The organism is Actinomadura luteofluorescens, assembly GCF_013409365.1.
Taxonomy (GTDB): Bacteria; Actinomycetota; Actinomycetes; order Streptosporangiales; family Streptosporangiaceae; genus Spirillospora; species Spirillospora luteofluorescens.
Map to the genome: position 1 here is coordinate 7,865,897 of NZ_JACCBA010000001.1, position 21,642 is coordinate 7,887,538.

19 protein-coding genes are annotated in these 21,642 nt (G+C 70.6%); 9 read left to right on the forward strand and 10 right to left on the reverse strand.

What is annotated here, in order from left to right:
• Positions 1–251 precede the first annotated feature (251 nt).
• Positions 252–3,725 (forward strand): AAA family ATPase, encoded by a 3,474-nt coding sequence (locus tag BJY14_RS36400; RefSeq protein ID WP_179847750.1) that lies wholly within the window; start codon positions 252–254, stop codon positions 3,723–3,725.
• A 7-nt stretch (positions 3,726–3,732) separates the two neighbouring features.
• Here BJY14_RS36400 and BJY14_RS36405 read toward each other — a convergent pair whose 3' ends face one another.
• Positions 3,733–5,157 carry an alpha/beta hydrolase gene (locus tag BJY14_RS36405; protein ID WP_179847751.1) on the reverse strand — a complete coding sequence of 475 codons (1,425 nt, stop codon included), beginning with the start codon at positions 5,155–5,157 and terminating at the stop codon, positions 3,733–3,735.
• A gap of 153 nt (positions 5,158–5,310) precedes the next feature.
• On the opposite strand from BJY14_RS36405, the gene BJY14_RS36410 reads away from it, so the two are divergent.
• Positions 5,311–5,580, forward strand: coding sequence for a hypothetical protein (locus BJY14_RS36410; RefSeq protein WP_179847752.1), 270 nt, complete (start codon positions 5,311–5,313; stop codon positions 5,578–5,580).
• A 5-nt stretch (positions 5,581–5,585) separates the two neighbouring features.
• On the opposite strand, the gene BJY14_RS36415 is transcribed toward BJY14_RS36410, so the two are convergent.
• Positions 5,586–6,533 carry a hypothetical protein gene (locus BJY14_RS36415; protein ID WP_179847753.1) on the reverse strand — a complete coding sequence of 316 codons (948 nt, stop codon included), beginning with the start codon at positions 6,531–6,533 and terminating at the stop codon, positions 5,586–5,588.
• A gap of 433 nt (positions 6,534–6,966) precedes the next feature.
• Between BJY14_RS36415 and BJY14_RS36420 the strand changes: the two genes are divergently transcribed.
• Positions 6,967–7,269: a trypco2 family protein gene (locus tag BJY14_RS36420; RefSeq protein ID WP_179847754.1), complete on the forward strand. Its 303-nt coding sequence runs from the start codon at positions 6,967–6,969 to the stop codon at positions 7,267–7,269.
• Position 7,270: 1 nt separating this feature from the next.
• Positions 7,271–9,910: a tetratricopeptide repeat protein gene (locus BJY14_RS36425; RefSeq protein ID WP_179847755.1), complete on the forward strand. Its 2,640-nt coding sequence runs from the start codon at positions 7,271–7,273 to the stop codon at positions 9,908–9,910.
• Positions 9,911–9,954: 44 nt separating this feature from the next.
• On the opposite strand, the gene BJY14_RS36430 is transcribed toward BJY14_RS36425, so the two are convergent.
• The 3 genes from BJY14_RS36430 to BJY14_RS36440 form a co-directional block, all read right to left on the reverse strand.
• The gene (locus BJY14_RS36430) at positions 9,955–10,812 is read right to left on the reverse strand and encodes a hypothetical protein (protein ID WP_179847756.1); all 858 of its coding nucleotides are present in this window, start codon (positions 10,810–10,812) and stop codon (positions 9,955–9,957) included.
• Positions 10,812–12,581, reverse strand: coding sequence for a hypothetical protein (locus BJY14_RS36435; RefSeq protein ID WP_179847757.1), 1,770 nt, complete (start codon positions 12,579–12,581; stop codon positions 10,812–10,814). Before BJY14_RS36435 ends, BJY14_RS36430 begins: the two co-directional genes overlap by 1 nt.
• A 74-nt stretch (positions 12,582–12,655) precedes the next feature.
• Positions 12,656–12,925: a WXG100 family type VII secretion target gene (locus tag BJY14_RS36440; protein ID WP_179847758.1), complete on the reverse strand. Its 270-nt coding sequence runs from the start codon at positions 12,923–12,925 to the stop codon at positions 12,656–12,658.
• Between the two features lie 344 nt (positions 12,926–13,269).
• Here BJY14_RS36440 and BJY14_RS36445 point away from each other — a divergent pair, with 344 nt between their 5' ends.
• Complete coding sequence (locus tag BJY14_RS36445; protein ID WP_179842248.1) at positions 13,270–14,040, forward strand: transposase family protein; 771 nt, start codon at positions 13,270–13,272, stop codon at positions 14,038–14,040.
• A gap of 67 nt (positions 14,041–14,107) precedes the next feature.
• Here the strand turns inward: BJY14_RS36445 and BJY14_RS36450 are convergent, their stop codons facing one another.
• Positions 14,108–14,500 (reverse strand): PPOX class F420-dependent oxidoreductase, encoded by a 393-nt coding sequence (locus BJY14_RS36450; RefSeq protein ID WP_179847759.1) that lies wholly within the window; start codon positions 14,498–14,500, stop codon positions 14,108–14,110.
• An 18-nt stretch (positions 14,501–14,518) separates the two neighbouring features.
• Positions 14,519–15,013, reverse strand: a complete 495-nt coding sequence (locus BJY14_RS36455; protein ID WP_179847760.1) for an NUDIX hydrolase — start codon at positions 15,011–15,013, stop codon at positions 14,519–14,521.
• A 146-nt stretch (positions 15,014–15,159) separates the two neighbouring features.
• Here BJY14_RS36455 and BJY14_RS36460 point away from each other — a divergent pair, with 146 nt between their 5' ends.
• Positions 15,160–15,465 carry a PGPGW domain-containing protein gene (locus BJY14_RS36460; protein ID WP_312879584.1) on the forward strand — a complete coding sequence of 102 codons (306 nt, stop codon included), beginning with the start codon at positions 15,160–15,162 and terminating at the stop codon, positions 15,463–15,465.
• Between the two features lie 353 nt (positions 15,466–15,818).
• Positions 15,819–16,634 (forward strand): SGNH/GDSL hydrolase family protein, encoded by an 816-nt coding sequence (locus BJY14_RS36465; protein WP_179847761.1) that lies wholly within the window; start codon positions 15,819–15,821, stop codon positions 16,632–16,634.
• On the opposite strand, the gene BJY14_RS36470 is transcribed toward BJY14_RS36465, so the two are convergent.
• A complete protein-coding gene (locus BJY14_RS36470) occupies positions 16,580–17,749 on the reverse strand; it encodes a Cmx/CmrA family chloramphenicol efflux MFS transporter (protein ID WP_179847762.1) in 1,170 nt (389 codons plus the stop codon). The two genes, BJY14_RS36465 and BJY14_RS36470, sit on opposite strands and share 55 nt — an antisense overlap.
• Positions 17,750–17,998: 249 nt before the next feature.
• On the opposite strand from BJY14_RS36470, the gene BJY14_RS36475 reads away from it, so the two are divergent.
• On the forward strand, positions 17,999–18,571 hold the full coding sequence (locus BJY14_RS36475; RefSeq protein ID WP_179847763.1) for a TetR/AcrR family transcriptional regulator: 573 nt from the start codon (positions 17,999–18,001) through the stop codon (positions 18,569–18,571).
• Positions 18,561–19,370, forward strand: coding sequence for an amidohydrolase family protein (locus BJY14_RS36480; RefSeq protein WP_179847764.1), 810 nt, complete (start codon positions 18,561–18,563; stop codon positions 19,368–19,370). Before BJY14_RS36475 ends, BJY14_RS36480 begins: the two co-directional genes overlap by 11 nt.
• A gap of 19 nt (positions 19,371–19,389) precedes the next feature.
• On the opposite strand, the gene BJY14_RS36485 is transcribed toward BJY14_RS36480, so the two are convergent.
• Together BJY14_RS36485 and BJY14_RS36490 are read right to left on the reverse strand one after the other, a co-directional pair.
• Complete coding sequence (locus BJY14_RS36485) at positions 19,390–20,436, reverse strand: lysylphosphatidylglycerol synthase transmembrane domain-containing protein (RefSeq protein ID WP_179847765.1); 1,047 nt, start codon at positions 20,434–20,436, stop codon at positions 19,390–19,392.
• 103 nt (positions 20,437–20,539) lie between these two features.
• On the reverse strand, positions 20,540–21,457 hold the full coding sequence (locus BJY14_RS36490; protein ID WP_179847766.1) for an oxygenase MpaB family protein: 918 nt from the start codon (positions 21,455–21,457) through the stop codon (positions 20,540–20,542).
• Positions 21,458–21,642 lie beyond the last annotated feature (185 nt).

Here is a 21,642-nt window from a genome sequence, read left to right on the forward strand (position 1 = left end):
TGTGAGTAGAGAAATCAGTGGCGATTGCCATCGTTTTCAACCGTTACGCCCCTGTCTAGTTTGTAGAGGGACGTAATGTTCTCGGGTGGTTTGGGGGATGTGGGGGTGGGGTCGGGCAACTGGGGGGCCTGACTCGGGGTGAAGGTCGGCGGCGCACGCCCTACCATGGCCCGTCGAATGGCCTGGCGTCGTTGGGCGGCGCGGCAGACGGGCCATCACTGCCGGGACGGCGTATTCGGGAGATGGGTGCGATGCCACTACCGGAACATCTGGAACTGCTCGTCACCGACGAGCCGATGCTGGATCTGTGGTCGGTCGGCCCGTGGCGGGTCCCGGACGGGCTGTTCGAGGAGATCGGTGCGCGCGTCGACAAGCTGGTGGCCGATCCGCGGTGCGCGGATCTGACCAGCATCAAGAGCGCCAACCTGAAGACGCCGGCTCCTCTCGTGGTGGCCGAGCTCGTCATCACGATCGAGTTCCTGTTGGGCGCGTCGGCGGTCCGCACCGGTTCGCATTCGTCGCTGAAGCGGCAGTGCCTCGGCGATTACTACAAGACGGGCCGCGGGGCCCTGAGCACTGCCAAGGACTGGTACGTCAGCGGGGGAGAGTTCCTTCCGCTGAACTGGCTGGCCGATGCGCCGGATCTCGATCTCGCGGTGCGGTTGAACCGCGTGTCGCTGGACGTCCTCGAAGGCATAGAGCCGCTGGAGGCGAGGCGGAAGGCGCTGATGCGCCTCTTCGACGACCCGCCACCCGAACTTACCGGCATGAAGCAGGCGGCCCGTGCCGAGGCGTGGGCGGCGCGGGCCGATGACGACACGGTGGCGGCACTTCCTGAACTCGCCGGACCGACCGGATATCTGGAGTGGGTCTGGTCAGGGCTGCGGCCGCTGCACGAGCATCTGCTGGAGGCCGCCCCGCACGAGGAGTCGACGGACCGCCTGCTCATGAGCCTTCTCCGCAATGCCGGGCTCGACGCTGTTCCCGTCGAGCTCTCGGCCGTCCTCGGTGAGGAAGCCTTCCGCGACCTGCTGGACCGTTTCGCCGCCCAGCGCGCCGGTTATGACCGGGACTCCTGGGTGGCCGAGACCGGGGGCTGGCTCGGCAGGGCGTTGGGGGCAGGTGAGCCAGAGGCCTGCAGGCGCTGGCTGGATCTGGCGGCGCGTTTCATGGGCGCGGTCGGCGGTCTTCCTGGGAACGCCCAGTATCCGGACGGAGCCAGGCTTCCGGTCGTGAGCTTCATGCGGCAGCTCAAGCGGCTCCACGCTCCGCGCCGCCGCGTCGTCAACCCGGTGATGTCCACTCTCACGTCGGCCCCTCAACCGCCGGACGATGCGGAACACCAGGACGAGGATGCCTCCTTCGGGCTGGTCGGCCAGCCCGACGTCGTCGCCGCGCTGAAGGGCGTCTCCACGGACGCGGGGAACGTCCGGCTCCTGCTGGTCGGCCCGGACGGCACCGGCAAGCGGGACGCCGCCGCCGAGGTCGCCCGGCTGCTCGCCGGTCGCGTCCCCAAGGACCCGCTCTGGCAGGCCGGCGACCACTACGCCGGCAAGAGCGCCTCGGACGCCACGACGAAGATGATGGACGCCGTCCGGAGCTGCGTCGGCGAACGACTCTTGATCATCGATGGCCTGGACGACCTGGCGCGCGACGACGACGCCGGGGCGGCCGCCCTCGAGGAGCTGCACCGGGCCATCGACGTCCGGGACGGCCTCCACGTCGTCGCGTTGTGCGAGCCGGGCGGCGGCGAGGCGGTCAGCGAGGTCAATCCCGCGCTGGCGCTGCGGTTCACGACGGTGCCCACCCACTCCTTCGACGCCGACGGCTTCGCGGAGCTGTTCCGCCGCGCGCTGCGCGAGCGCGGGGCCTGGGCGGACGAGGACGCGCTGAGCGCGGCGGGAGAACTGCTGGTCCGGACGCCTCCGGTGCGCAATCTCCGCAATGCCCGCCTCGCGCCCTATCTCGCCGGGCTCGTTCTCGCGGCGGTGCGCGAGCGGACGGAACCAGGTGAGGAACTCCTCGTCACGAGTGCCGACCTTCCCGCCTCCCTCGGCGAGGCGGGTAAGGCAGCCGACCCTGTGGCCGAGCTGAACGCGCTGGTCGGCCTGGACGCGGTCAAGCAGGAGATCGAACTCGTCGCCGCCCGCGTCCGGGCCGGGAGGCTGCGCCGGGACGCGGGGCTGCCCGTCGCATCGGCGCCCGCCCTCCACATGGTCTTCACCGGCAACCCCGGCACCGGCAAGACGGTCGTCGCGCGACTGGTCGCCAGGATCTTCAAGGAGCTCGGGGTGCTGTCGTCCGGGCACCTGGTGGAGGCGTCCCGCGCTCAGCTCGTCGGCCGGTACATCGGCCAGACCGCGCCGAAGACCCGCGACGTCGTGCAGAGCGCGGTCGGCGGCGTGCTGTTCATCGACGAGGCGTACTCGCTCACCCGGAGCGCCTCCGAGAACGACTACGGCCCCGAGGCGATCGCCGAACTGCTGAAGGCGCTGGAGGACCATCGCGACGACCTGGTGGTCATCGTCGCCGGGTACGAGAGCGAGATGGAGCGCTTCCTCGGCGCGAATCCGGGTCTGGCCTCCAGGTTCCCCACCAGGGTCCGGTTCCCCGACTTCTCCGACGCCGAACTCGTCGAGATCTTCACCGGCCAGGCCGCCGCGGCGGGCGTGGAGCCGTCCGCGGACGCGCTCGGCAAGGTCACCGAGCTGCTCCGGCGCTCGCCGCGCGTCCGGTCCTTCGGCAACGCCCGCGTCATGCGCAACCTGTGCGAACGCGCCGTCGCGTTGCAGGCCCGCCGACTCACCGCGCTCGACGCGCCCTCCGCCGACGACCTGACCGCCCTCGGCCCGCAGGACATCCCGGACGTGCTGAGCGGCACCACCCGCGTCCAGCCCGTCAACGACCCGTTCGCCGAACTCGACGCGCTCGTCGGGCTGGACGAGGTCAAGGAGGAGGTCCACCGGCTGATCGCCGAGGCCCACGCGGCCGACCTGCGCCGCGACGTCGGCGCGAAGCCCGCCGCGCCCACCCGGCACATGGTGTTCACCGGCAATCCCGGCACCGCCAAGACGACCGTCGCCCGGCTCGTCGCGGCCGTCTACGCGGAGCTGGGCCTGCTGTCCAGCGGCCACATGGTCGAGGCGTCCCGCGTCGATCTGGTCGGCCCGTATCTCGGGCAGACCGCGCCCCGCGTCCGCGCCGTCGTGGAGCAGGCCCTGGGCGGCGTCCTCTTCGTGGACGAGGCGTACGCGCTGGCGTCCGACGCCTACGGGCAGGAGGCCATCGCCACCCTGATCCAGCTCATGGAGGAGTACCGGGGCGACCTCGTCGTCATCGCCGCGGGATACGAACGCGAGATGCGCCGCTTCCTCGCCGCCAACTCGGGCTTGGAATCACGCTTCCCCAAGCGCATCGCCTTCCCCGACTACACCGACACCGAACTCGCCGAGATCTTCCGGCACCTCGCCGCGGCCGAAGGGTTCACCCTGGCCCCGGACGTCCCCGACCGGCTCCGCGCCCTGCTCCGCACCAGTTCACGCGGGCCGTCCTTCGGCAACGGCCGGCTCATGCGCAACCTCCTCGACGCCGCCATCGCCAGGCAGGCGCAGCGCATCACCGCCGGCGACCGCCCGGACGACGCCGAGATCACCACGCTGCGCGCCGCCGACCTGCGACCCGTCACCCCCGAGACGCGTTCCAAGAACGTGGGCCTGTATCTCTGACTCGGGCCTATGGCTGCGGGTCGGCGGGGCAGGACTGGACGCTCGGGAGCGCGCCGGTGACCAGGTAGCGGTCGATGCCGGAGGTCGCGCAGCGGTTGCGGAGGTAGGCGGTGTGCCCGTCGCCGTCGTAGGCGAGGACCTGCGAGCCACGGATGCCGCGGCTCAGGCTCCTCGCCCACCCCAGGGGCGTGGCCGGGTCGTGGGTGTTGCCCACCAGCAGGACGGGCGGCGCGTCGCGGATGTGCACCGGACGCTGAGGATCGGCCGGGCGGACGGGCCAGCCGATGCACCCGGTCGTCATGTCCCAGAACTCCGACGTCCCGCCCATGTGCGGGGCACGCCGCCGGACCATGCGCTCACGCCTGCGCAACTCGCCGAAGCCGGACACTTGCGGGTCGATGTCCTGGCACAGGATCGCTCTGTAGGCGGCCGTGCTCGCCGGGTCGTAAAGCGCCTGGTCCCGCATCCGCCCGAGCAGCGAGGAATCGTCCCTGTCGGCTTCGGCGATGCCCCTTGCGAGCCCCTGCCCAAACTCGGGGAAGAGCGTCAGCATCGCGTAGACGCTGTAGCGCAGTTCCTCGGCTGTCAGCGGCCGCCCACCGGGGACCGGCAGGGGACGGCGTTCGGCCCTGTGAACGAGCGCGTCCCACACTTTCGCGACGGGACGGCCGTGCAGTTCGCAGTCGGTTGTCCGCGCGCACCAGGCCGCGAACCGGTCGAAGGAGTCCTCTACGGCCGATGCCGCCTGGCCCGTCAGACGGCGGGACGGCATGCCGTGGTCCACTACACCGTCCAGTGCCATGGTGCGGATGCGGTCGGGGAACAGCCGCGCGTACTGGGTGCCGAGCATGCTGCCGTACGACCGTCCCAGGTAGCTGACCTTCCTTTCCCCCAGAGCGGCGCGCACGGCGTCGAAGTCACGCGCCACGCTCATGGTGTCGACGTACCGGATGAGCGGATCGCAGCTCTTTCCGACCGCCCTGTTCCGGGCCACCATGCGCTCATACTCACGCTCGGTGCTGGGAAACTGGGTCATTTGCGGATCGTGCACGGGCATCCTGCAAGAGATCTGTCCGCTGCCGCCGACACCCCGCGGGTCGATGCCGACGATGTCGAACCGCTCCCGCAACCGGGGTGAGAAGAACTGCGGTGCCCAGTCGCGGACCAGGTCGGCAGCGCCCGTGCCGGGGCCGCCGGGGTTGTACAGCAGCGTGCCGACACGGGCCTTGGTCGCCTTCCGGCGGGTCACGGCCAGCGAGAGCTTCCGCCCGTCCGGGTGGGACCAGTCCATGGGCACCGTCACCGTCCCGCACTCGGCGCCGGTGCTCCCGCAGGCCCGCCAGGCGATCGTGCTCGCCGCCGCGCTTCCCGGGACGGCCATCAAGGGCGGGATGGTCAGGGCGAACGCCGCCAGCACAGAGGGTCGCTTCATGCAGATCGATCTTGCTGATGCGGCGCGGCCGGCGCATCGGCCGGACGGTCGCGTCCCGGCCCGCGGGCATCGGCCGTTCGGCCGATGCTCACGCCACCGGAGGCCGCTGCCGCGTTACCGTTCTGGAGAATTCTCGCCTACCGAGGAGCCGCCTTGAGGCCGCCGATGTGCTTCATCTGTCTACGCACCCCCGACGACGAGGCTTCGTTCTCGTCGTTCGAAACCATCCGGTTCGCGCTCACCCCGCAGGAGGAGGCGGCCTCCCGGGAACGAGATCGGGAGGGCTGGGTCGGTCATCCTTCGGAGGTGGAATGGTTCTGCCACGAGCACTCCGCATTGGCCAGGAAGCATTCGCATCTGCACTGGCGAGAGGCCATGGAACTGCTGGCACAGCAGCGCCGGCAGCCTGGCGAGGCGCGCTGAATTCGTTAAACCGGGTGCGGGGGGCCATGGCCGGGTGCGTCCGGCGGCCAGCTGGCCGGCCTGACCGTCAGGTGGAGGCCGCCGAGCCATGCGGGACCGGTCTTCGATATCACGCGGACCGTGACCGGGACGCCTCTGGAAGGGCGGGTCGGGAACTCGCCCGGCGGGGCGGACCGGGTCAGATAAGCGAGGCCCTGGCGCAGGAAGGCCCGCGGCCCCGGATCGAGGTGACCCGCCCACGGCGGCTCGGTCTCGCCGCGCAGCCAGGCATAGCAGGCCATCGCGTAGCCGAACTCGCGCTCCGTCAGATACCCGAGCCGCGAATAGCCGTCGTTGCGGGCCGCGTTCAGGGTGCGCTCGTCCAGATCGCCGAGCGGCTGGACGGAGAAACCGCGGGAGGTCTCGCCGAATCTCAGCGCGGCGTTCGTGCTGAAGACGCCGAACCCGAAATAGACGGTGAGGAGATCGGTGAGCCGCTCGTGGTCCTTGCGCCCGGTAGTGATCCGCTCCTCGCCGAGGAGGCGGACGTGGCACAGTTCGTGCGCGATCACGGCGATCAGGTAGGGGGCGTCGGACGCCTCCGTCACGTCCAGCCCGATGACCGCCCGGCCGTCCTCGACGTAGTAGTGCCCGACCGCGCGCGTGCCCTCGCTCGCCGTCGCGTCCTCGCCCTCACGGTCGAACAGTTCCACGATGAGCTCGGACCGGTCGATCCCCATCAGCCCGCACATCCTGGCGACCACGTCGTCGATCTGCTTCGGCGTGCCGGTGTAGCCGGAGGGGTACAGATCGAGCCGGGGCAGGACGATCGGCCGCAACGCCGGTTCGCGGCCGAACTCCCGGACGAACCAGGCGATCGACGCCTCGATCCACGCCTGATGCGCGACGCCGACCGGACACTCGGTGCTGATCGCCGGCGACCACGGCGGGGGCGTCTCGCGTCTCTCGCTCATCGGGGCTCCTGACGGTCGTTCTTCCCTCGTCCGGCCCGGTCGTGCAGAGTTTTATCACGCGTTCCTATCATCTTGTTGACATTGGCCATAAATGGCCTGTCGATGCCGGAGAAATGGCGTGACAAGCGCACCCGCCGGTGCGGGTTCGCCCACCTTGGAGCCGAAACCCTAGGGCCCGTGATCAAGGTGCGCGGCGACGACCTGCCGCGCCGCGGACGGCCCGTGCCGGTCGTGGGGCCGTTGCCTGCCTCCTCCGGCCTGTCGGTACTCGAATGGCCTTTTCTGGCCGCACGGCCAAATCCCTCTCGTCACGAGTGCCGAAGCTCATGGAGTATTGATTCGCGGACCGCGCTGCGGCAGAAGGCGTCCCTCACCGGAAGATCATTCGGTTTGGTCGTCCGCCCTCGACGGAACGCGGATAGGGGAGGAATCCATGGGTGAGCTCGGTCTTGCCGAGAGCATTGCCGCGCTTCGCGCGGAGTTGATGGAGGCTCTGGAGGCGGGGAAGGGGTCGGAGTTCGCTTTCGGTGTCGGCCAGATCCAGCTGGAGTTCCACGTCGGGGTCACGCGCCAGGGCGGGGCGTCCGGCAAGGCGAAGTTCTGGGTTCTCGAACTGGGCGGCGACGGGTCCTACCGGCGCGAGGAGATGCAGCGCGTGACGGTGACGCTGGAGCCGCCGCTCGACGGCGACGGACGCCCGATCAAGGTGACCCGGGACCTGGGGAACAAGCCCTGAGATGGCCGAGCTCACGGCCCGTGCGGTCGAGATCCTGCGCCGGAGTCCCGCCGGCCGGTGGAACGTGGGCTCCGGCTACCTGGTCGGACGGCGGTGGGTGCTGTCGGCGGCGCACAACGTCATGGACGCCGCGACGCTGCTCGTCCGGCGGGTGGACGAGACGGAGCTTCCGGCCGAAGTCGTCATGGTGGACGAACCCGGAGACATCGCCCTACTGGCGGTGTCGGGGGATTCCGTGCCGGACGACCTGCCCCCGGTCCGTTTCGCCCGGGTCGACCGCTCCCGGACGGGCCAGGTCGGCCCGTGCTGGGCGATCGGCTTTCCCAGGTGGAAGGAACGTCCGCGGGGCCCGTCCGAGGTCCCGCGGCGTGAAAGCGCTCAGGTGAGCGGCTCCATCCCGACGGGCTCGAACCTTCGCGCGAACCTCATGGAGTTGGGCGTTTCCCGCATGCCGCAATCGGCCGGCGGGCGAGGCGTCAGCGAATGGCAGGGAATGTCCGGGGCCCTGGTATTCGCCGACGACGGCTCAGGCGACGAATTCGCCGTCGGCCTGGTGGTGGAGCACCATTTGTCAGAGGGGCCGTCCGTCCTCACCGTCGCCCCGCTGGACCGCTGGGCCGACATGATGCGCGACACGCCCTGGGGGCGGGAACTCGGGCTGGGGAACCTGGCGCGCCTCCCGCGCCCGCAACGCCCTCGTCCGTTCTCCTCGGGCCACGTGAACCTGAGCAGATCGCTCCCGGACTTCACCGACCGGGACGAGGTGATCGCGAAGGCGGGGGCCCTGCTCACCGACCGGCTGACCGAGACGTGCCCGCTGGTCGTCCTGCACGGCATGGCGGGGGTCGGGAAGACCGAACTGGCCAACGAGCTCGCCCACAGGCTCGCCTCCACGTTCACGCACGCGCGGATCCGGGTGGACGTGGCCGCGGCCGCCACCGCCGACGCCGCCACCGTGGAGGTTCTGGCCGCGTTCGGACTGTCCGGCAAGGAGATGCCGCGCGATCCCGCGCAGCGCCGGCGCGAGTACCAGACGCGGATGCGCCAGGGGCCCAGCCTGCTGCTGCTCGACAACGTGTCCGAGGCGCGGCAGGCCGCCCCGCTCCTGCCCGAAACGCCCGGCACGGCCGTGATCGTGACCAGCCGGGCCACGCTGGCCTCGCTGGACGGCGCCGACCGGCTCCGGCTCGACCCGCTGCCCGACCCCGAAGGCCTCCGGCTGTTCGAACGCATCGTCGGCACCGAGGTGGTACGCCGCGACCGGCCGTCCACCCTCACGATCATCGAGCTCCTGGCCGGGCTCCCGCTGGCCATCCGCATCGCCGCCGCGCACCTGGTGATGAGACGCGCATCGCCGGCGCGCTACCTGTCGGAACTTCAGGACGAGACCAGGCGTATATCCCGTCTCCAAGGTGAGGACAGGGGAGTGCGCAGCAGTTTCGAACTCAGCTACCGGTCACTGCGGCCCGACACGGCGAGGCTGTTCCGCCATCTGGGCGTTCTGGCGGGCGGAGATTTCACCGCCGAACTGGTCGCACGCACCGGTGACGTGGACGACGAGGACGCCGAGCGCATGCTCGGCGAACTGACGGACCGGCACCTGATCGAGGTCGCGGGAGACGACCGCTACCGCCTCCACGACCTCCTCCGGCTCTACGCCGGGGAACGCATGGCGGACGAGGAGTCCGCGTCCGCCCGGCAGGCGGCGTTCCGGCGCTCACTGAGCTGGTACGGCGACCGCCTGCACGAATGGATGGCACGGCCGGGCGCGCACGAGCAGCCTCCGGCCGACGCGATCGCGTGGTTCGCCGAGGAGTCCCTGAACGTGCGGGCGAGCCTCCGGGCCGCCGCGCGGGCGCGGGAGGACGGGCTCGTCATCAGGATCGCCGAGTCGCTCTACGGACTGATCTTCTACCGCGCGCACTGGGAGGAGATGGAGGCGGTCAAGGCCCTCGCCGTGGAGGCGGCGCGACGCGCGGGAGACGCCCCGGCCGAGCTGGGGTCGCTGATCCACCTGGCCGAGGCGCGCCGGCTCCTCGGGCGCGGGGATGAGGCGCCGCCGCTCTACGAGCGGGCGCTGGAGGTGGTCCGCTCCATGGACGATCCCGGCAAGGAGGCGTGGGTCCTGACCCATTTCGGCGATTTCCAGTGCGACCTCGACCAGCCCGGGGGGGCCCTCGACCGCTACGCCGAGGCGCGGGCGATCTACCGGAGCCGGGACGACACGGCGGGCGAGATCTGGCTGGCCGCGCACATCGCCGACGCGTACCGGCAACTCGGCCGGCACGCGGACGCCGCCCGCGTCCTGGAGGACGCGATGGCCGCTAGCGAACGGCGCGGCGACCGCGACGAGATCGTCTGGTGCGCCTGGCACCTGGCGCTGGCCTACGACGGCCTCGGCCGTTTCGCCGACGCCGAAGCGGTGCTCCGGCCGGCCGTCGCCTTCCACCGGGAGATCGAGAACGAGTCCGGTCTGGCCACCATGCTGCGCATCCTGGGCGACGTCCACCGCCACGCGGGCCGTCCGTCCGACGCCAGGCGAGCCTACTCCGAGGCCCTCGACCTCCTCGTGAAGATCAACGCCCCCACAAAAGCCACCGAACTGCGCCAGATCCTGTCAGACCTCTCAGAAGCGAACTGAGCCCGCCCACCCTCCGGAGCCCGATGAGGTGCGCATCTACTCGTCTACGGGCGCAGGGGCCTCTGGTGAGGCCGGCCGGGATCGATGACCACCTCGCCCTCCGCCAGCATGTCCCGACCGCGCACGGGTTCCCAGCGGACGGTCGTCCCTCTCGCTGCCTCCAGTGCCAGCAGCGAGGTGAAGACCGCGCGTTCCCCCTCCGGCCGGTAGACCAGGGCTTCGGGAAACTCCTGACGCAGTTGTCCTTCGGAACCATCGCGCACTGTGCGGTACAGGGGGATGTCGAAAGTATGAAAGGCGCCCACTGGAAGGAGAGGGCCCCGCTTGTCGACGTACAGCAAGACGTCTTCGGCCACGTCGGCGATGATTTCGTTCAGGGAGACCGAGCGCCAGCCTTGGAAGCCATCGGACTCATCCAGGTCGAGTTCGATCGGGCCTGAGGTGCTGACTGCGAGCATGCGGAAGTCGTCGAAGTCCCAGGACGCCGGAGTGCCGTCACCCTGCACCGGAACGGCGAGTTCTCCGGCATAGAGGAGAAACTCTGCGAGTCTGAGCCTGCGTTCTTTCAGTACAGCTATCTGCCGCATCCACGCCTGGGCGCTCGCTTCGACGTCCCGGTGCCGGATGTCGGCGGGAGTCTCTTCCTCGAAGGCGGCCAGAAGGTCCGCGCGGTCTTGGCGCAGCTCGTGCCGCACGCCGCCGTCCGCGGGATACGGAAGCCGATGATCGAATCCGAGAAGCTTGATGTCTTGGGGAATCCCGTCAGGAAAGGCCGCGCAGAAGTAAAGGGAGCCCGTGTCCAGAGGATCGTGGTTCTCGTCCGGGCTCCAGTCCGGGTCGGGCACGGACTTCAGTCGGACACAGGAGTCGCAGCTGCTCAGCGGCGGGACGATGCTCGTCATCACTTCCCCTTGAAGTGCCGATCGATGAATCGGCCGATGGCCGCGGAGATCGGCCGTGGTTGGGGGCTCATCCGCCATTCGGCGAAGCCCTCGGCGATCATTTCGCTCGCGTTCACCCTGCCGTAGGCGCCTAATCCCTCGGTCAGCATCTGTCGACCTTTGGGGATGCCCGGTTGCAGGGACACCTCATCTACCGGGACTCCGGCCTTCCTCAATTCGCCGGCCAGTTCTCTGCAGAGCTTGGGATCCGCCAGTATGCGATAGCCGATCTGGTGGCCGAACTCATGATAGAAGGTCCCCTTTGCGGTCAGGCTTCCGGGGACGGACCATCCGGCCCTGCTCCTTTGCAGTGCGAGCGCGTCGGTCGCAGCCTTGCTCGTAAAATTCATCTGGTTGAAGTATATCCCTTGGGGTGCGGGTCCTCGTTTGTCGTTGATCGAGTGGCCCATGACGTTGGGACCGGCGCCCGGATCCGTTTTCCGCATCTCGGTGAGACTCTGGACCCTCACGTTCTCCATGCCTCGGAAGACGGAAGGGTAGTCTCTCGCCGCCCCCTCGAGCGCCTCCGCGAAGCCACGAGCGTTTGCCGGATCGATCGGATGACTGCCGAAATCCACCTTTACCCTGAACTTCGCGGCGATGCGCTGAGCCGCCTGCTCGACGTTGCGAAGCTCGGCCAAGGCCTTCGCCGTCAGGGTCGGCGCCGCGGCCGGGTCCCCCTGCGCCCGACCGTGGGATCGAGGTTCCTCCGGCTTCGACTGGTTCCGCGGTGGTGCCGGCTCCGTCCGGGGTGTGGTCACCAGATCTGGTTTGGGTGCCTCCTTGGCAGTGCCTCGTAGCGCGGTGCCGATCCGGGAACCCGCTCCCGCGCCCGATCCGGTGCCCATGGTCACGGCTGTGATGACGACGCTCGGGGCGGTCTTGCCCAGCGCATGGACGGGGTCACGTTTCCAGTCGTCCCAGTTGACGATCGCCTTGGCGAACTCGCCGGGGTGCTGGGCCCCCTGGATCAGCCCTTTGGCCTGCCCGACAGGACCGCGCTCCATCCAGCTCTTCCGGTTGATGCCGAAGTAGAAGGGTGCGGTGAAGGGGTTCATGGCCAAGCCGCCGAGCCCGATGTCCTTCGTGCCTTCCCAGACTCCCGGCAGGTAGCGATGCGTGTAGGCGCCCCAGAGGTCGCCGACCGCGCCCCTGACTCCAGTGGATTTCGGAAGGATTCCCAGGATCGTCTTTGTGGCGGTCTGGACGATCTGCTGCTGGTCGGCTTTGAGGAACTCGTTTCTGCGGCGATCGATGTCCGGCGTCTGAGCTCTCACTCGATCAGCGGAACGGGACACCGCTCGAGTCGGTGCGGTGCTCAAACCCAGTTCGGCGAGGATGCGCGACAGTGCTGAGGCGGCGTCTTGCCAGGACCGCGCGGTCCGGGACAACTCCCTGCTCAGTTGGTCCAGACCTGCCGGGGATCCGCTGCGTTCGCTGGAAGAACGGGGTGGACCGCCCCGTGGGGGCCCGGGTATGTACGGCTCGCTGATTCGGGGTGGATGCCCATCTTCCCCGGCGACGTGACGGACCGCGTCGAAGGCGGCGTAGAAGCCGGAGCGCGCCTCCTCGTGCGCGCGAGTCAGGGTCAGTTGAATGCGCACACCGGCCGGGCCGATCAGTGCGCCGTTCTGGAGCAGAGAGAACGCCTGTTTGAGTGCGGGACCATGCTGCTCGGCGAGTCGTTTGACATGTGGGAGCTGCGCGGCCGCCCGAGAAGCCCGCGTCATTGAGCCGTTCCCTTCGGCGCGGCGTGGCTTGGATGCCCAGAGTGGCCGCGCGGGGAACGGCCTCGAGCGTCGGGTCAGCGGGTGGCGGCTTCGATGTTCTGCTGGGAGCGTTTGATGTCCTGCGCGCCCTCTTCCAAGGCGATCGCCATCCTGTCGAAGGCGGTCTTGGCCTCGGCCCAGGCCGCTCGGAAACGGTCGGCGCCCGGCCCCCACCAGGCGGCGCTGCTGCTCACGGTGCGACCGTTGAGGTCCTTGATCAGAGCGTCCAGATTCCTTGAATGCTTACTGAAGAGCCGGGACAGTTCTTCGAGTTCGCCTAGATTGGCACCGCGCTTGTCGCCCATCGCACCGTTCCTCTCGCCGTCCACCCGGCCATGCGGGATCAGGCAAGATCTTAGGACGGCAATGCGAGCCGTAGTCAAGATGACTGAACAATGATGGTCAGAACCGGTCATCTCCGATCACGTAGTGAGGCGAGGTTCCTGTGCCGCTGAGCACGCCGGGCTACCCGCCGCTGTCCTGCTTCGAACTTGAATGCGGTAGCGCTGCAGTGAGCCTTTTTCAGCGGCAGTTCGATGTGCGCTGAACACAGCATGATCGCGGACGGTGTGGGCGGTGCCGGACGTCAAGAAACCCCTGGTAGGACGGTTGGTCTCTCACAACGTCCCGTCCCCACCAGAGGCCTCACATGCTTTTGTACCGTGCTTCGCTGCCGTTGTCGCGCCGGACCCTGGCCTACGCCACCGGTGTCGTCCGCCGCCACCGCCAGGCCCTCGGCAGCAGGGGCCGGTGCCTGCCCCCGGGCATGCAGGCTCTGATGACCTTGGTCTACCTGCGCAAGGGCGAGACCTACGCCGAGCTGGGCGCCGGATTCGGCGTCTCCACCGCCACCGCGTGGCGCTACGTCAACGAGACCGTCGACCTTCTCGCCGCCCGAGCGCCCAAACTCGGTGCGGCGCTGGCCAGAGCGGTCAAAGCCGGGCTGCCTTACCTGGTGCTGGACGGCACGTTGGTCTCGATCGACAGGGTCGCCGCCGACCGGCCCTACTACTCGGGAAAACACCGCCGCCACGGCATGAACCTCCAGGTCATCGCCGCACCGGACGGGACCTTGCTGTGGGTGTCGGGACCGCTGCGCGGCTCGGTCCACGACCTGACCGCGGCCCGGATCTGGGGCGTCGTCCGGGCACTGGCGGCCACCGGGCTGCTGGTGCTGGCCGACAAGGCCTACCAGGGCGCCGGCGCGCACATCCTCACGCCCTACAAGGGACGCGACAAGCCCGAACCGCAAAAGGACGCCAACCGTGCACACGCCAAGCTCCGCGGCCCCGGCGAACGCGCGAATGCCCAGCTCAAGTCATGGCGAATCCTGCGGAAGCTGCGCTGCTGCCCCCACCGCGCCGGACGCCTCGCCAAGGCCATCCACACCCTGCAACTCCGCGAGACCGCAGCACGCTGAAAAAGGCTCAGTCGTGCACACGTTGTATCGCGGGCGGTTGTGGTCCTCGTGGTTGCGGGCGGGGTGGTTATTTGGTGGTGCGTTTGGTCATTCCGTTGGTGGCGGGGTCGATTCCCCAGGTGAAGATGGTGTGCGGGTGGACGCGGATGATGTCGCCGCTGAAACGGGGGGCGTCCGTGGTCGTGGTTTCGGCGCGGCCGCGGATCTCGATGCCTCGTACCCGCCACGGTTCGACGGAGGCCAGGTCGTCCACGACGAAGGCGACCTGGTCGTTGTGGCGCAGGTTGCGGTACTTGCGGGACGCGGTGAGGTTCCAGCCGCCGATGTCGATCGTGCCGGTCTCGGCGTTGTAGTCGAAACCGACCGGGTTGTTCTGCGGGTCGCCCTCGGGGCCTACGGTGGCGAGGCGGCCGAGGCGCTGGGTGGAGAGATATTCGCGTTCGAGGTCGGTGAGGCTCATGCCGTCCAGGGTGCAACCTCAACCGCGGCTGAGGTCAAGGGAGGCGAGGACGGCGCGGAGGCGGGGCGACATCGCGTCCGGGAGCGCGTCGGGAGGCCACCAGCGGGCCTCCAGGATCTCGCCCGCGTCCAGGTCGAGCTGCCCGCCTACGACACGGGCCGCGTAGTAGGCCTCGACCCGGTGCCGGAACCCGCCCGCGACGTGGAGCGGCGGCACGGTGACCTCGACCTCCAGGGCCGTCTCCTCCCGGACTTCGCGCGCGACCCCGTCTTCGAGCCGCTCGCCCGCGTTGACGTATCCGCCGGGCAGGCCCCAGGCGCGGTACGCGGGCCACAGCCGGTGGCGGAGCAGGAGGATCCGGCCCTGCTCGTCTTGGACGACCCCTCCCGCGTACACCAGGAACGTGTGCTGCCGGAGCCGCGCGAGCCGCCACTGCGCCGGCCCGCTCAGCCGCCTCCACACCGGCGCGGCCAGGACCCCGAGACGGGCCCGCGCGCCGAACGGGGTCTTCATTTCCGCGATGCTAGCGGGCCCTGGAAGGCGGGCGGCCGGCCTGGGGAAGGGGTTGTGACGCTGACCACACCGCACCGGATCGGGGATCTTCCGCGGCATGCCGGTTCGTCCCAGAAGAAAGCCGTGTACGTAGATCGGGGGACGATGTGACCACGACCGCCATGGACCGTGCCGGGACGGACGCCGGCGCGGCGACCGAGAGCCGCCGCGGCGCGCACGTCCGGCTGCTCCGCAAGGTCGGCGTCGCGGTCGCCGGCACCGCGCTGATCGTCGCGGGCGTCGCCATGCTCGTGCTGCCCGGCCCCGGCATCGTCGCGATCCTCGCCGGACTCGGCCTGCTCGGCACCGAGTTCCCGACGGCCCGGCGCGTCAGCACGAGCGTGAACCGTCACGCGCGGGCCGCGTGGCACCGCGTCCGGGGCGGGGCCTCCCGCCTCGGCCGGAAGGGCTGAGCCCGCGCCGCCGGGAGCGGATGGGGCAGGACGCATTTCTGGCGTCCTGCCCCATCCGCTCTTCTGCTGCGAATCAGCGGTAGTTAGACAACTATCGCCGCATTGGTCCTTCCTTTCGGGGAAGAACCGTGCCGGTGGGCAGGGCCTGTGATGCGGGACGGGCCCCTGGGGCTGCTGGGGAGCAGGCCGGAATGGTTGTGAGGTTTTGAGGCCGACGGCCCCAGGATTTTGGCTGTTTCGGATGACAATGGCGAATCATGCCAAACAAAGTTGATCAGCCTTGAGCTTGGCATAAAGGCGGCACGGGTATAGGACGGAAGACACAATTCGATACGTCGCCCCGGAGTGTGCCGATGCGTCTGCCCCGCCCCTACCTGGTCGCCTTCGGTGCGGCGACCTTCGCCGCCGCCTCACTGCTCGGGTCCGGGTCCGCCTCGGCGGCCGGGCCCGACTACGTCGCCCTGGGCGACTCCTACTCGTCCGGCACGGGGGCCGGGAACTACGACCCGAACAGTGGATCGTGCCAGCGCAGCGCCAACGCCTACCCGAACCTGTGGGCGGCGTCGCACGCGACGTCGTCCTACAAGTTCGTCGCCTGCTCCGGCGCGACCACCACGACCGTCGCGAGCGGTCAGCTCGGCGCGCTCAGCTCCTCCACGACGCTCGTGAGCGTCACCGCCGGCGGCAACGACGCCGGGTTCGCCGACGTCATGCAGACCTGCGTGCTGCAGTCGAACGCCTCGTGCCAGAGCAGGGTGACGCAGGCCGAGACCTACATGAAGAACACGCTCCCCGGGCAGCTCGACTCGCTGTACGGAAAGATCCGCGCGAAGTCCCCGTCGGCGCGGGTGGTGGTCCTCGGGTACCCGCGCCTCTACGTCATCGTCGACTGGTGCGCCGGGCTGAGCAACACCAAGCGCACCGCGCTGAACCACGCCGCCGACACCCTCGACACCGTCGTCTCCGCCGCGGCGGGACGCGCCGGGTTCACCTGGTCGGACGTCCGGGACGAGTTCTCCGGGCACGAGCTGTGCTCCGGCGACGACTGGCTCAACGCGGTCACGATCCCGATCGGCTCGTCCTACCACCCGACCGCGCTGGGCCACCGCTCCGGCTACCTGCCGGCGCTGACGGGCTCGGCCAGCCTGGCCCTCCAGAAGCAGACCTGACCGGCGAGGACCGCGATCGCGCCGGCCATCAGCATCGCGCTCACCCACACAGGGGAGCGGTAGCCGAGGCCGGCGCCGATCGCGGTCCCGCCCAGCCACGGGCCGAGCGTCCCGCCGACGTTGAAGGCCGCGGTGGCGAACCCGCCCGCCAGCGTCGGCGCCGCGGAGCCCTGCTCCAGGACGCGTGAGATCAGCGCGGGGCCCGTCCCGAACGCCAGCATCCCCTGGACGAACACCAGCACGACCACCGCGGCCGGGCTCCCGGCCGTGAGCGCGAGGACGGCCCACCCGGCGGTCAGGGACGTCATGCCGGCCGCGATGAGCGCGGCCGGGTGCGCGTCGGCGATCCGTCCGCCGATGGTGACGCCCGCGAAGGATCCCAGGCCGAAGAGCGCCAGCAGCGCCGGCACCCAGGCGGAGCCGAAGCCGGCGACGTTCGTGGCGAGCGGCGCGAGATAGGTGAACGTGCAGAACGTCGCGCCCTGGAAGAGCGCGTTGACGGAGAGGGTGAGCAGCAGCCGTCCGTTGGCCAGGGCGCGCAGTTCGGTGCGGGCGCTGCCCGCGGACGGACGCTCCTCCGGGATCGCCTTGGCGATCGCGGCGACGGCGGGCAGCGACACGAGCGCGACCGCCCAGAAGGCGGCCCGCCACCCCCACGCCCCGCCGAGCAGCGCGCCCGCCGGGACCCCGGCGACGCAGGCGACGGTGACGCCGCCGACCACGACGGACGTGGCGCGGGCGCGGGCCGCGGGGGGCACGAGCGCGGTGGCGGTGGCGAGCGCGACGGCCCAGAACCCGGCGTTGGCCAGGGCGGCGGCGACGCGGGTCGCCAGCAGCACCGCGTAGCTGGTGGTGAGGGCGCCGACGACGTGGACGGCGACGAAGGCGACGAGGAACGCCAGCAGCGCGCGGCGGCGCGGCCACCGGCGGGCCAGCAGCGTCATGGACGGGGCGCCGATCACCATGCCGATGGCGAAGGCGGAGGTGAGCAGGCCGGCGGCGGGGATGGACACGCCCAGGTCCGCGGCGATGCCCGGGACGAGCCCGGACAGCATGAATTCGGAGGTGCCCTGGGCGAACACGGCGAGCCCGAGGACGTAGACGGCGAATGGCAAGGGAGACTCCCGAGACGGCGAACAGGTCGGCTGTCGTTGGGGGGCTGCGCCGAGATGGCCGTCCGGCATCGGCACGGACGGCAAGGCAGAAAGGAGAGAAAGGCAGCCCGCCTCAGGCGGCCCGCACGAGGGGGAGCCGCCCGGGAGTCAGCGTCTGTCGGACTCGGGGCTGGACATGGTCATGAGGCTAGCAGGGGTCCGGATGTCGCCCGTACAGAACATTGTTCTGGTATGACAGAATAATGTTCTATGAAGGAGGCCGGACGGGAGCGGATCCTGCGGGCGGCGCTGGAGCTGTTCGGGCGCGACGGGGTCGCCGGGACCACGCTGAGCGGGCTGAGGGCGGCGAGCGGGGTGAGCGTGGGCAGCTTCTACCACCACTTCTCCGGCAAGGAGCAGGTGGCGGAGGCGCTGTTCGTCGAGAGCATCGGGATGTACCAGGACGCCTTCCTCGCCGAGTTGAAGGCCCGTGACGGCGCGCGGGAGGCGGTGACGTCGGTCGTGGCCTTCCACGTGCGGTGGTGCAGGGAGCATCCCGACCGGGCCCGTTTCATGTTCACCGAGCGGCCCGCCGGGAGCGAGGGGCTGGCCGAGCGCAACGGCGCGTTCTTCCGGGAAGTGCGCAGCTGGTGGCGCGTGCAGGCGCGCCACGGCGCGCTGCTGGACGTGGACGCGGTGACCGCGTTCGTCCTGTGGCTCGGGCCCGCGCAGGAACTGTGCCGGCTCTGGTTGAACGGCCAGTGCCCCGAACCGGACGGCGGGCAGGTCGGATCGCTGAGCGAGGCCGCATGGCGGTCGGTGGGAGGTGCCCATGGTGATTGACGCGTGGATGCAGCACGGGACGGTGCGGTTCCTGCGGCACGAGATGCTCGACTCGCTCTGGAGGTGGACCGGGCAGGAGCCGCCGGCGGAGGAGGTCCCGGTCGGCACCACGGTCGCGGCGATGGACGCCGGGGGAGTGGACGTCGGCCTGATCAGCGCCTGGTACGGGCCTGAGGGCGATCTCGTGAGCAACGACGAGGTCGCGTCGTTCGTCCGGCAGGCCCCCGGCCGGCTCGCCGGCATCGCCTCGGTCGACCTGCGCAAGCCCATGGAGGCCGTGCGGGAGCTGCGGCGGTGCGTGGGGGAACTGGGTTTCAAGGGGCTGCGCGTGGTGCCGTGGCTGTGGGAGCTCCCGCCCACCGACCGGCGTTTCTATCCCCTGTTCGCCGAATGCGTGGAACTGGGCGTCCCCTTCTGCACGCAGGTCGGCCACACGGGGCCGCTGCGTCCGAGCGAGACGGGGAGGCCGATCCCGTACGTCGACCAGGTGGCGCTCGACTTCCCCGAACTCGTCATCGTGGGCGGGCACATCGGCTACCCGTGGACGGAGGAGATGGTCGCGGTGTGCCGCAAGCACCCGAACGTCTACGTCGACACGTCCGCCTACACGGTCCGCAGGTATCCGCCGGAACTCGTCCGGTACATGGCCCAGGACCGGCACCACAAGGTCATGTTCGGCACCAACTATCCGATGCTGACCGCCGAGCGGGCCCTCAAGGGCCTGGAAGATCTCGGCCTCGGCGAGGACGCGCGGGAGGCGTTCCTCGCGGGCAACGCCCGCAAGGTCTTCCGCCTGTAATTGATCTACAACGTAAAGGTCACCGCCGGAGTGTCCGGCAGGCGAGCACCCCGAGGGGGACCGGCGCCCAGAAGGTGACCGCCCGGAACAGCAGGACGGCGTGCAGGGCCGGGCCCGCGGCGACGCCCAGGGCGGCGAGCGCGGCGACGAGGGCGGCCTCGGTGGAGCCGACGCCGCCGGGCGTCGGGACGGCCGAGCCCGCCGCGGCCCCCACCAGGTAGGCGGCGAGGAGCGGCAGCGCGTCGGCGGGGCCCACCGCCGTCCCGGGGATGGCGAGGACGCTGAGGGCGAACGCGACGCCGAGGACGAACGTCGTCCCGGCGGACGCGGCGAGGGTGATCGCCAGGTCGCGCGGGCGGCGGCACAGGTCGGCGAGCCCGCCCGCGGCGTTGCGGGCGGCGGTGGAGCGGACCGCGCGGCGGCCCCACAGCGCGGCGGCGGGCAGCAGCACCCCGCAGGCGATGAGCAGGGGGAGGGGCGGGACGAGGCCGGCGGCCCGGGAGGCGTGGTGGCCGAGGGCGTCCAGCATCCGGTCGTTGCCGCCGTCCGGGGCCAGGACGGCGCCGAGCCCGAGGACGGCGCCCATCAGCAGCAGGTCGGCGGGGACGCCGGCCACCTGGAGGACCGCCACGGCGACGGCCGCGCGGGGCAGCGGCAGGCCGCGGCAGACGAGGTAGCGGGTGTTGACGGCCGCGGCGCCGAGGCCGCCGGGCGTGACGCGGTTGGCGGCCGACGCGGTGAGCTGCGTCATCGTCGTCCTGATCAGCGGCAGCGGGCGGCCCGCGGCGCCGCGCAGCGCGACCGCGGAGCAGACGTAGTGCAGCAGGGACAGCAGGACCAGGCTCGGCAGGAACCCCCAGCGCATGTGGCCGAGCGCCGACAGGGCCGGTCGCAGCGGCCCCGCGGTCGCGAGGGCGGCGGCGGTCAGGACGGTCAGCAGGAGCCCGCCGACCGCCCAGCGGGCCCGGCCGATCCGCTGGGCGAGGGACCGCGTCGCGGCGTCGGCGCCGAGGCCGGGGAGCATGGCGGACGCCGCGGGGTCGGCGCCGGCGGTGATCGTCTCCACACCTCAGTGTTCGGCCACCCGCCTGAAGCGCATGCGACCTCCGGACCCCTTCGACAAGAACGTTGGGTGACCTGCCGGCCGCGGGCCCGCAGGTCACGGCGGTTCAGGCGGCCGGACGGTAGCGGTTCCGGCGGGTCTGGGCGCCGATGTAGCGCAGCATGCCGCGCAGGGCCCGGTGGTTGAGGCCGGTGGGCATCATGCGGTAGCCCTGCCGGTTGGCGAGGGCGAGCGCGGCGAACTGCGCCTGGTCGAGCGGGGACCAGGGGATGTCGAAGCGGTTCCGGACGGTCTGCGGCAGGCAGCCGAAGGTGATCAGCCGGAGCGGGCGCTCGATGACGAGGCGTCCGGCGCGGTCGACCCGGGATCCGCCGACGGGCAGCAGGGTGAGGGTGCCGGAGCCGTGCTTGGCGATCTCCAGGGCGCGGGCGGCGGCGGGGGTGAGTTCGAGGGTCCGGGTGCAGATGTGCCAGAACCTGGACTGGAAGGCGGCGTAGTCGGCGGGGACGGGGCGCATGCTGACGCCGTACCGGGAGTACCAGGTGACGGTCTCGGCGTACATCTGCTCGTGGTCCTCGGCGGTGAGGGTGCCGGGGTGGAAGGTCTCGGCGGCCTTGAAGATCTCCCAGGTGAAGGTGGCGTGCGCCCACCAGAACGTCTCGGGTTCGAGGGCGTGGTAGCGGCGGGCGTGCTCGTCGACGCCGCCGATGGCGCGGTGCAGGTCGCGGATGGTGCGGGCGCGGGCGGCGCCGTCCGGGGCGAGGATGGTCGCCCAGATCTGCGGGACGGACCGGTGGATCCGGTCGAAGGGCGCGTCGAAGAACGCGGAGTGCTCGGTGACGCCGGCGCCGATGCCTGGGTGCATGAGCTGCATCAGCCCGGCGGCGGCCCCGGGGAGCAGGGAGCGCAGGTCGGCGGCGTACCGCCAGAGGAGCGTGCCGGGGCCGAGCGGGGCGCGGGCGGTCCGGGCGCGCTCGCGTGCGGCGGCGGTGGCGACCGTCGGGGGCGGGGACGGGGCGGGCATCGCGCCTCCTGACCGGTAACTATGTGCTTTCACCGTAGCCGCTGTGAGACAAAAGTCAATTGTTGTCGCATGGTGGGGTGCCGGAACGGCCGTCGCCGGCGGAGCGCGCCATGGACGCGCCCCGCCGGCGACGGTGTCGTCGACCTCGATCGACCTGTGCGGATCTCTCTGAGCCCTGCCGGCTC

Excerpts from the sequence above, each read along its gene's own strand:
- BJY14_RS36400 (WP_179847750.1), top strand. The coding sequence starts at position 252 with ATGCCACTACCGGAACATCTGGAACTGCTCGTCACCGACGAGCCGATG.
- BJY14_RS36405 (WP_179847751.1), bottom strand. The coding sequence starts at position 5,157 with ATGAAGCGACCCTCTGTGCTGGCGGCGTTCGCCCTGACCATCCCGCCC.
- BJY14_RS36415 (WP_179847753.1), bottom strand. The coding sequence starts at position 6,533 with ATGAGCGAGAGACGCGAGACGCCCCCGCCGTGGTCGCCGGCGATCAGC.
- BJY14_RS36420 (WP_179847754.1), top strand. The coding sequence starts at position 6,967 with ATGGGTGAGCTCGGTCTTGCCGAGAGCATTGCCGCGCTTCGCGCGGAG.
- BJY14_RS36425 (WP_179847755.1), top strand. The coding sequence starts at position 7,271 with ATGGCCGAGCTCACGGCCCGTGCGGTCGAGATCCTGCGCCGGAGTCCC.
- BJY14_RS36430 (WP_179847756.1), bottom strand. The coding sequence starts at position 10,812 with ATGACGAGCATCGTCCCGCCGCTGAGCAGCTGCGACTCCTGTGTCCGA.
- BJY14_RS36435 (WP_179847757.1), bottom strand. The coding sequence starts at position 12,581 with ATGACGCGGGCTTCTCGGGCGGCCGCGCAGCTCCCACATGTCAAACGA.
- BJY14_RS36440 (WP_179847758.1), bottom strand. The coding sequence starts at position 12,925 with ATGGGCGACAAGCGCGGTGCCAATCTAGGCGAACTCGAAGAACTGTCC.
- BJY14_RS36445 (WP_179842248.1), top strand. The coding sequence starts at position 13,270 with ATGCTTTTGTACCGTGCTTCGCTGCCGTTGTCGCGCCGGACCCTGGCC.
- BJY14_RS36450 (WP_179847759.1), bottom strand. The coding sequence starts at position 14,500 with ATGAGCCTCACCGACCTCGAACGCGAATATCTCTCCACCCAGCGCCTC.
- BJY14_RS36455 (WP_179847760.1), bottom strand. The coding sequence starts at position 15,013 with ATGAAGACCCCGTTCGGCGCGCGGGCCCGTCTCGGGGTCCTGGCCGCG.
- BJY14_RS36465 (WP_179847761.1), top strand. The coding sequence starts at position 15,819 with ATGCGTCTGCCCCGCCCCTACCTGGTCGCCTTCGGTGCGGCGACCTTC.
- BJY14_RS36475 (WP_179847763.1), top strand. The coding sequence starts at position 17,999 with ATGAAGGAGGCCGGACGGGAGCGGATCCTGCGGGCGGCGCTGGAGCTG.
- BJY14_RS36480 (WP_179847764.1), top strand. The coding sequence starts at position 18,561 with ATGGTGATTGACGCGTGGATGCAGCACGGGACGGTGCGGTTCCTGCGG.
- BJY14_RS36490 (WP_179847766.1), bottom strand. The coding sequence starts at position 21,457 with ATGCCCGCCCCGTCCCCGCCCCCGACGGTCGCCACCGCCGCCGCACGC.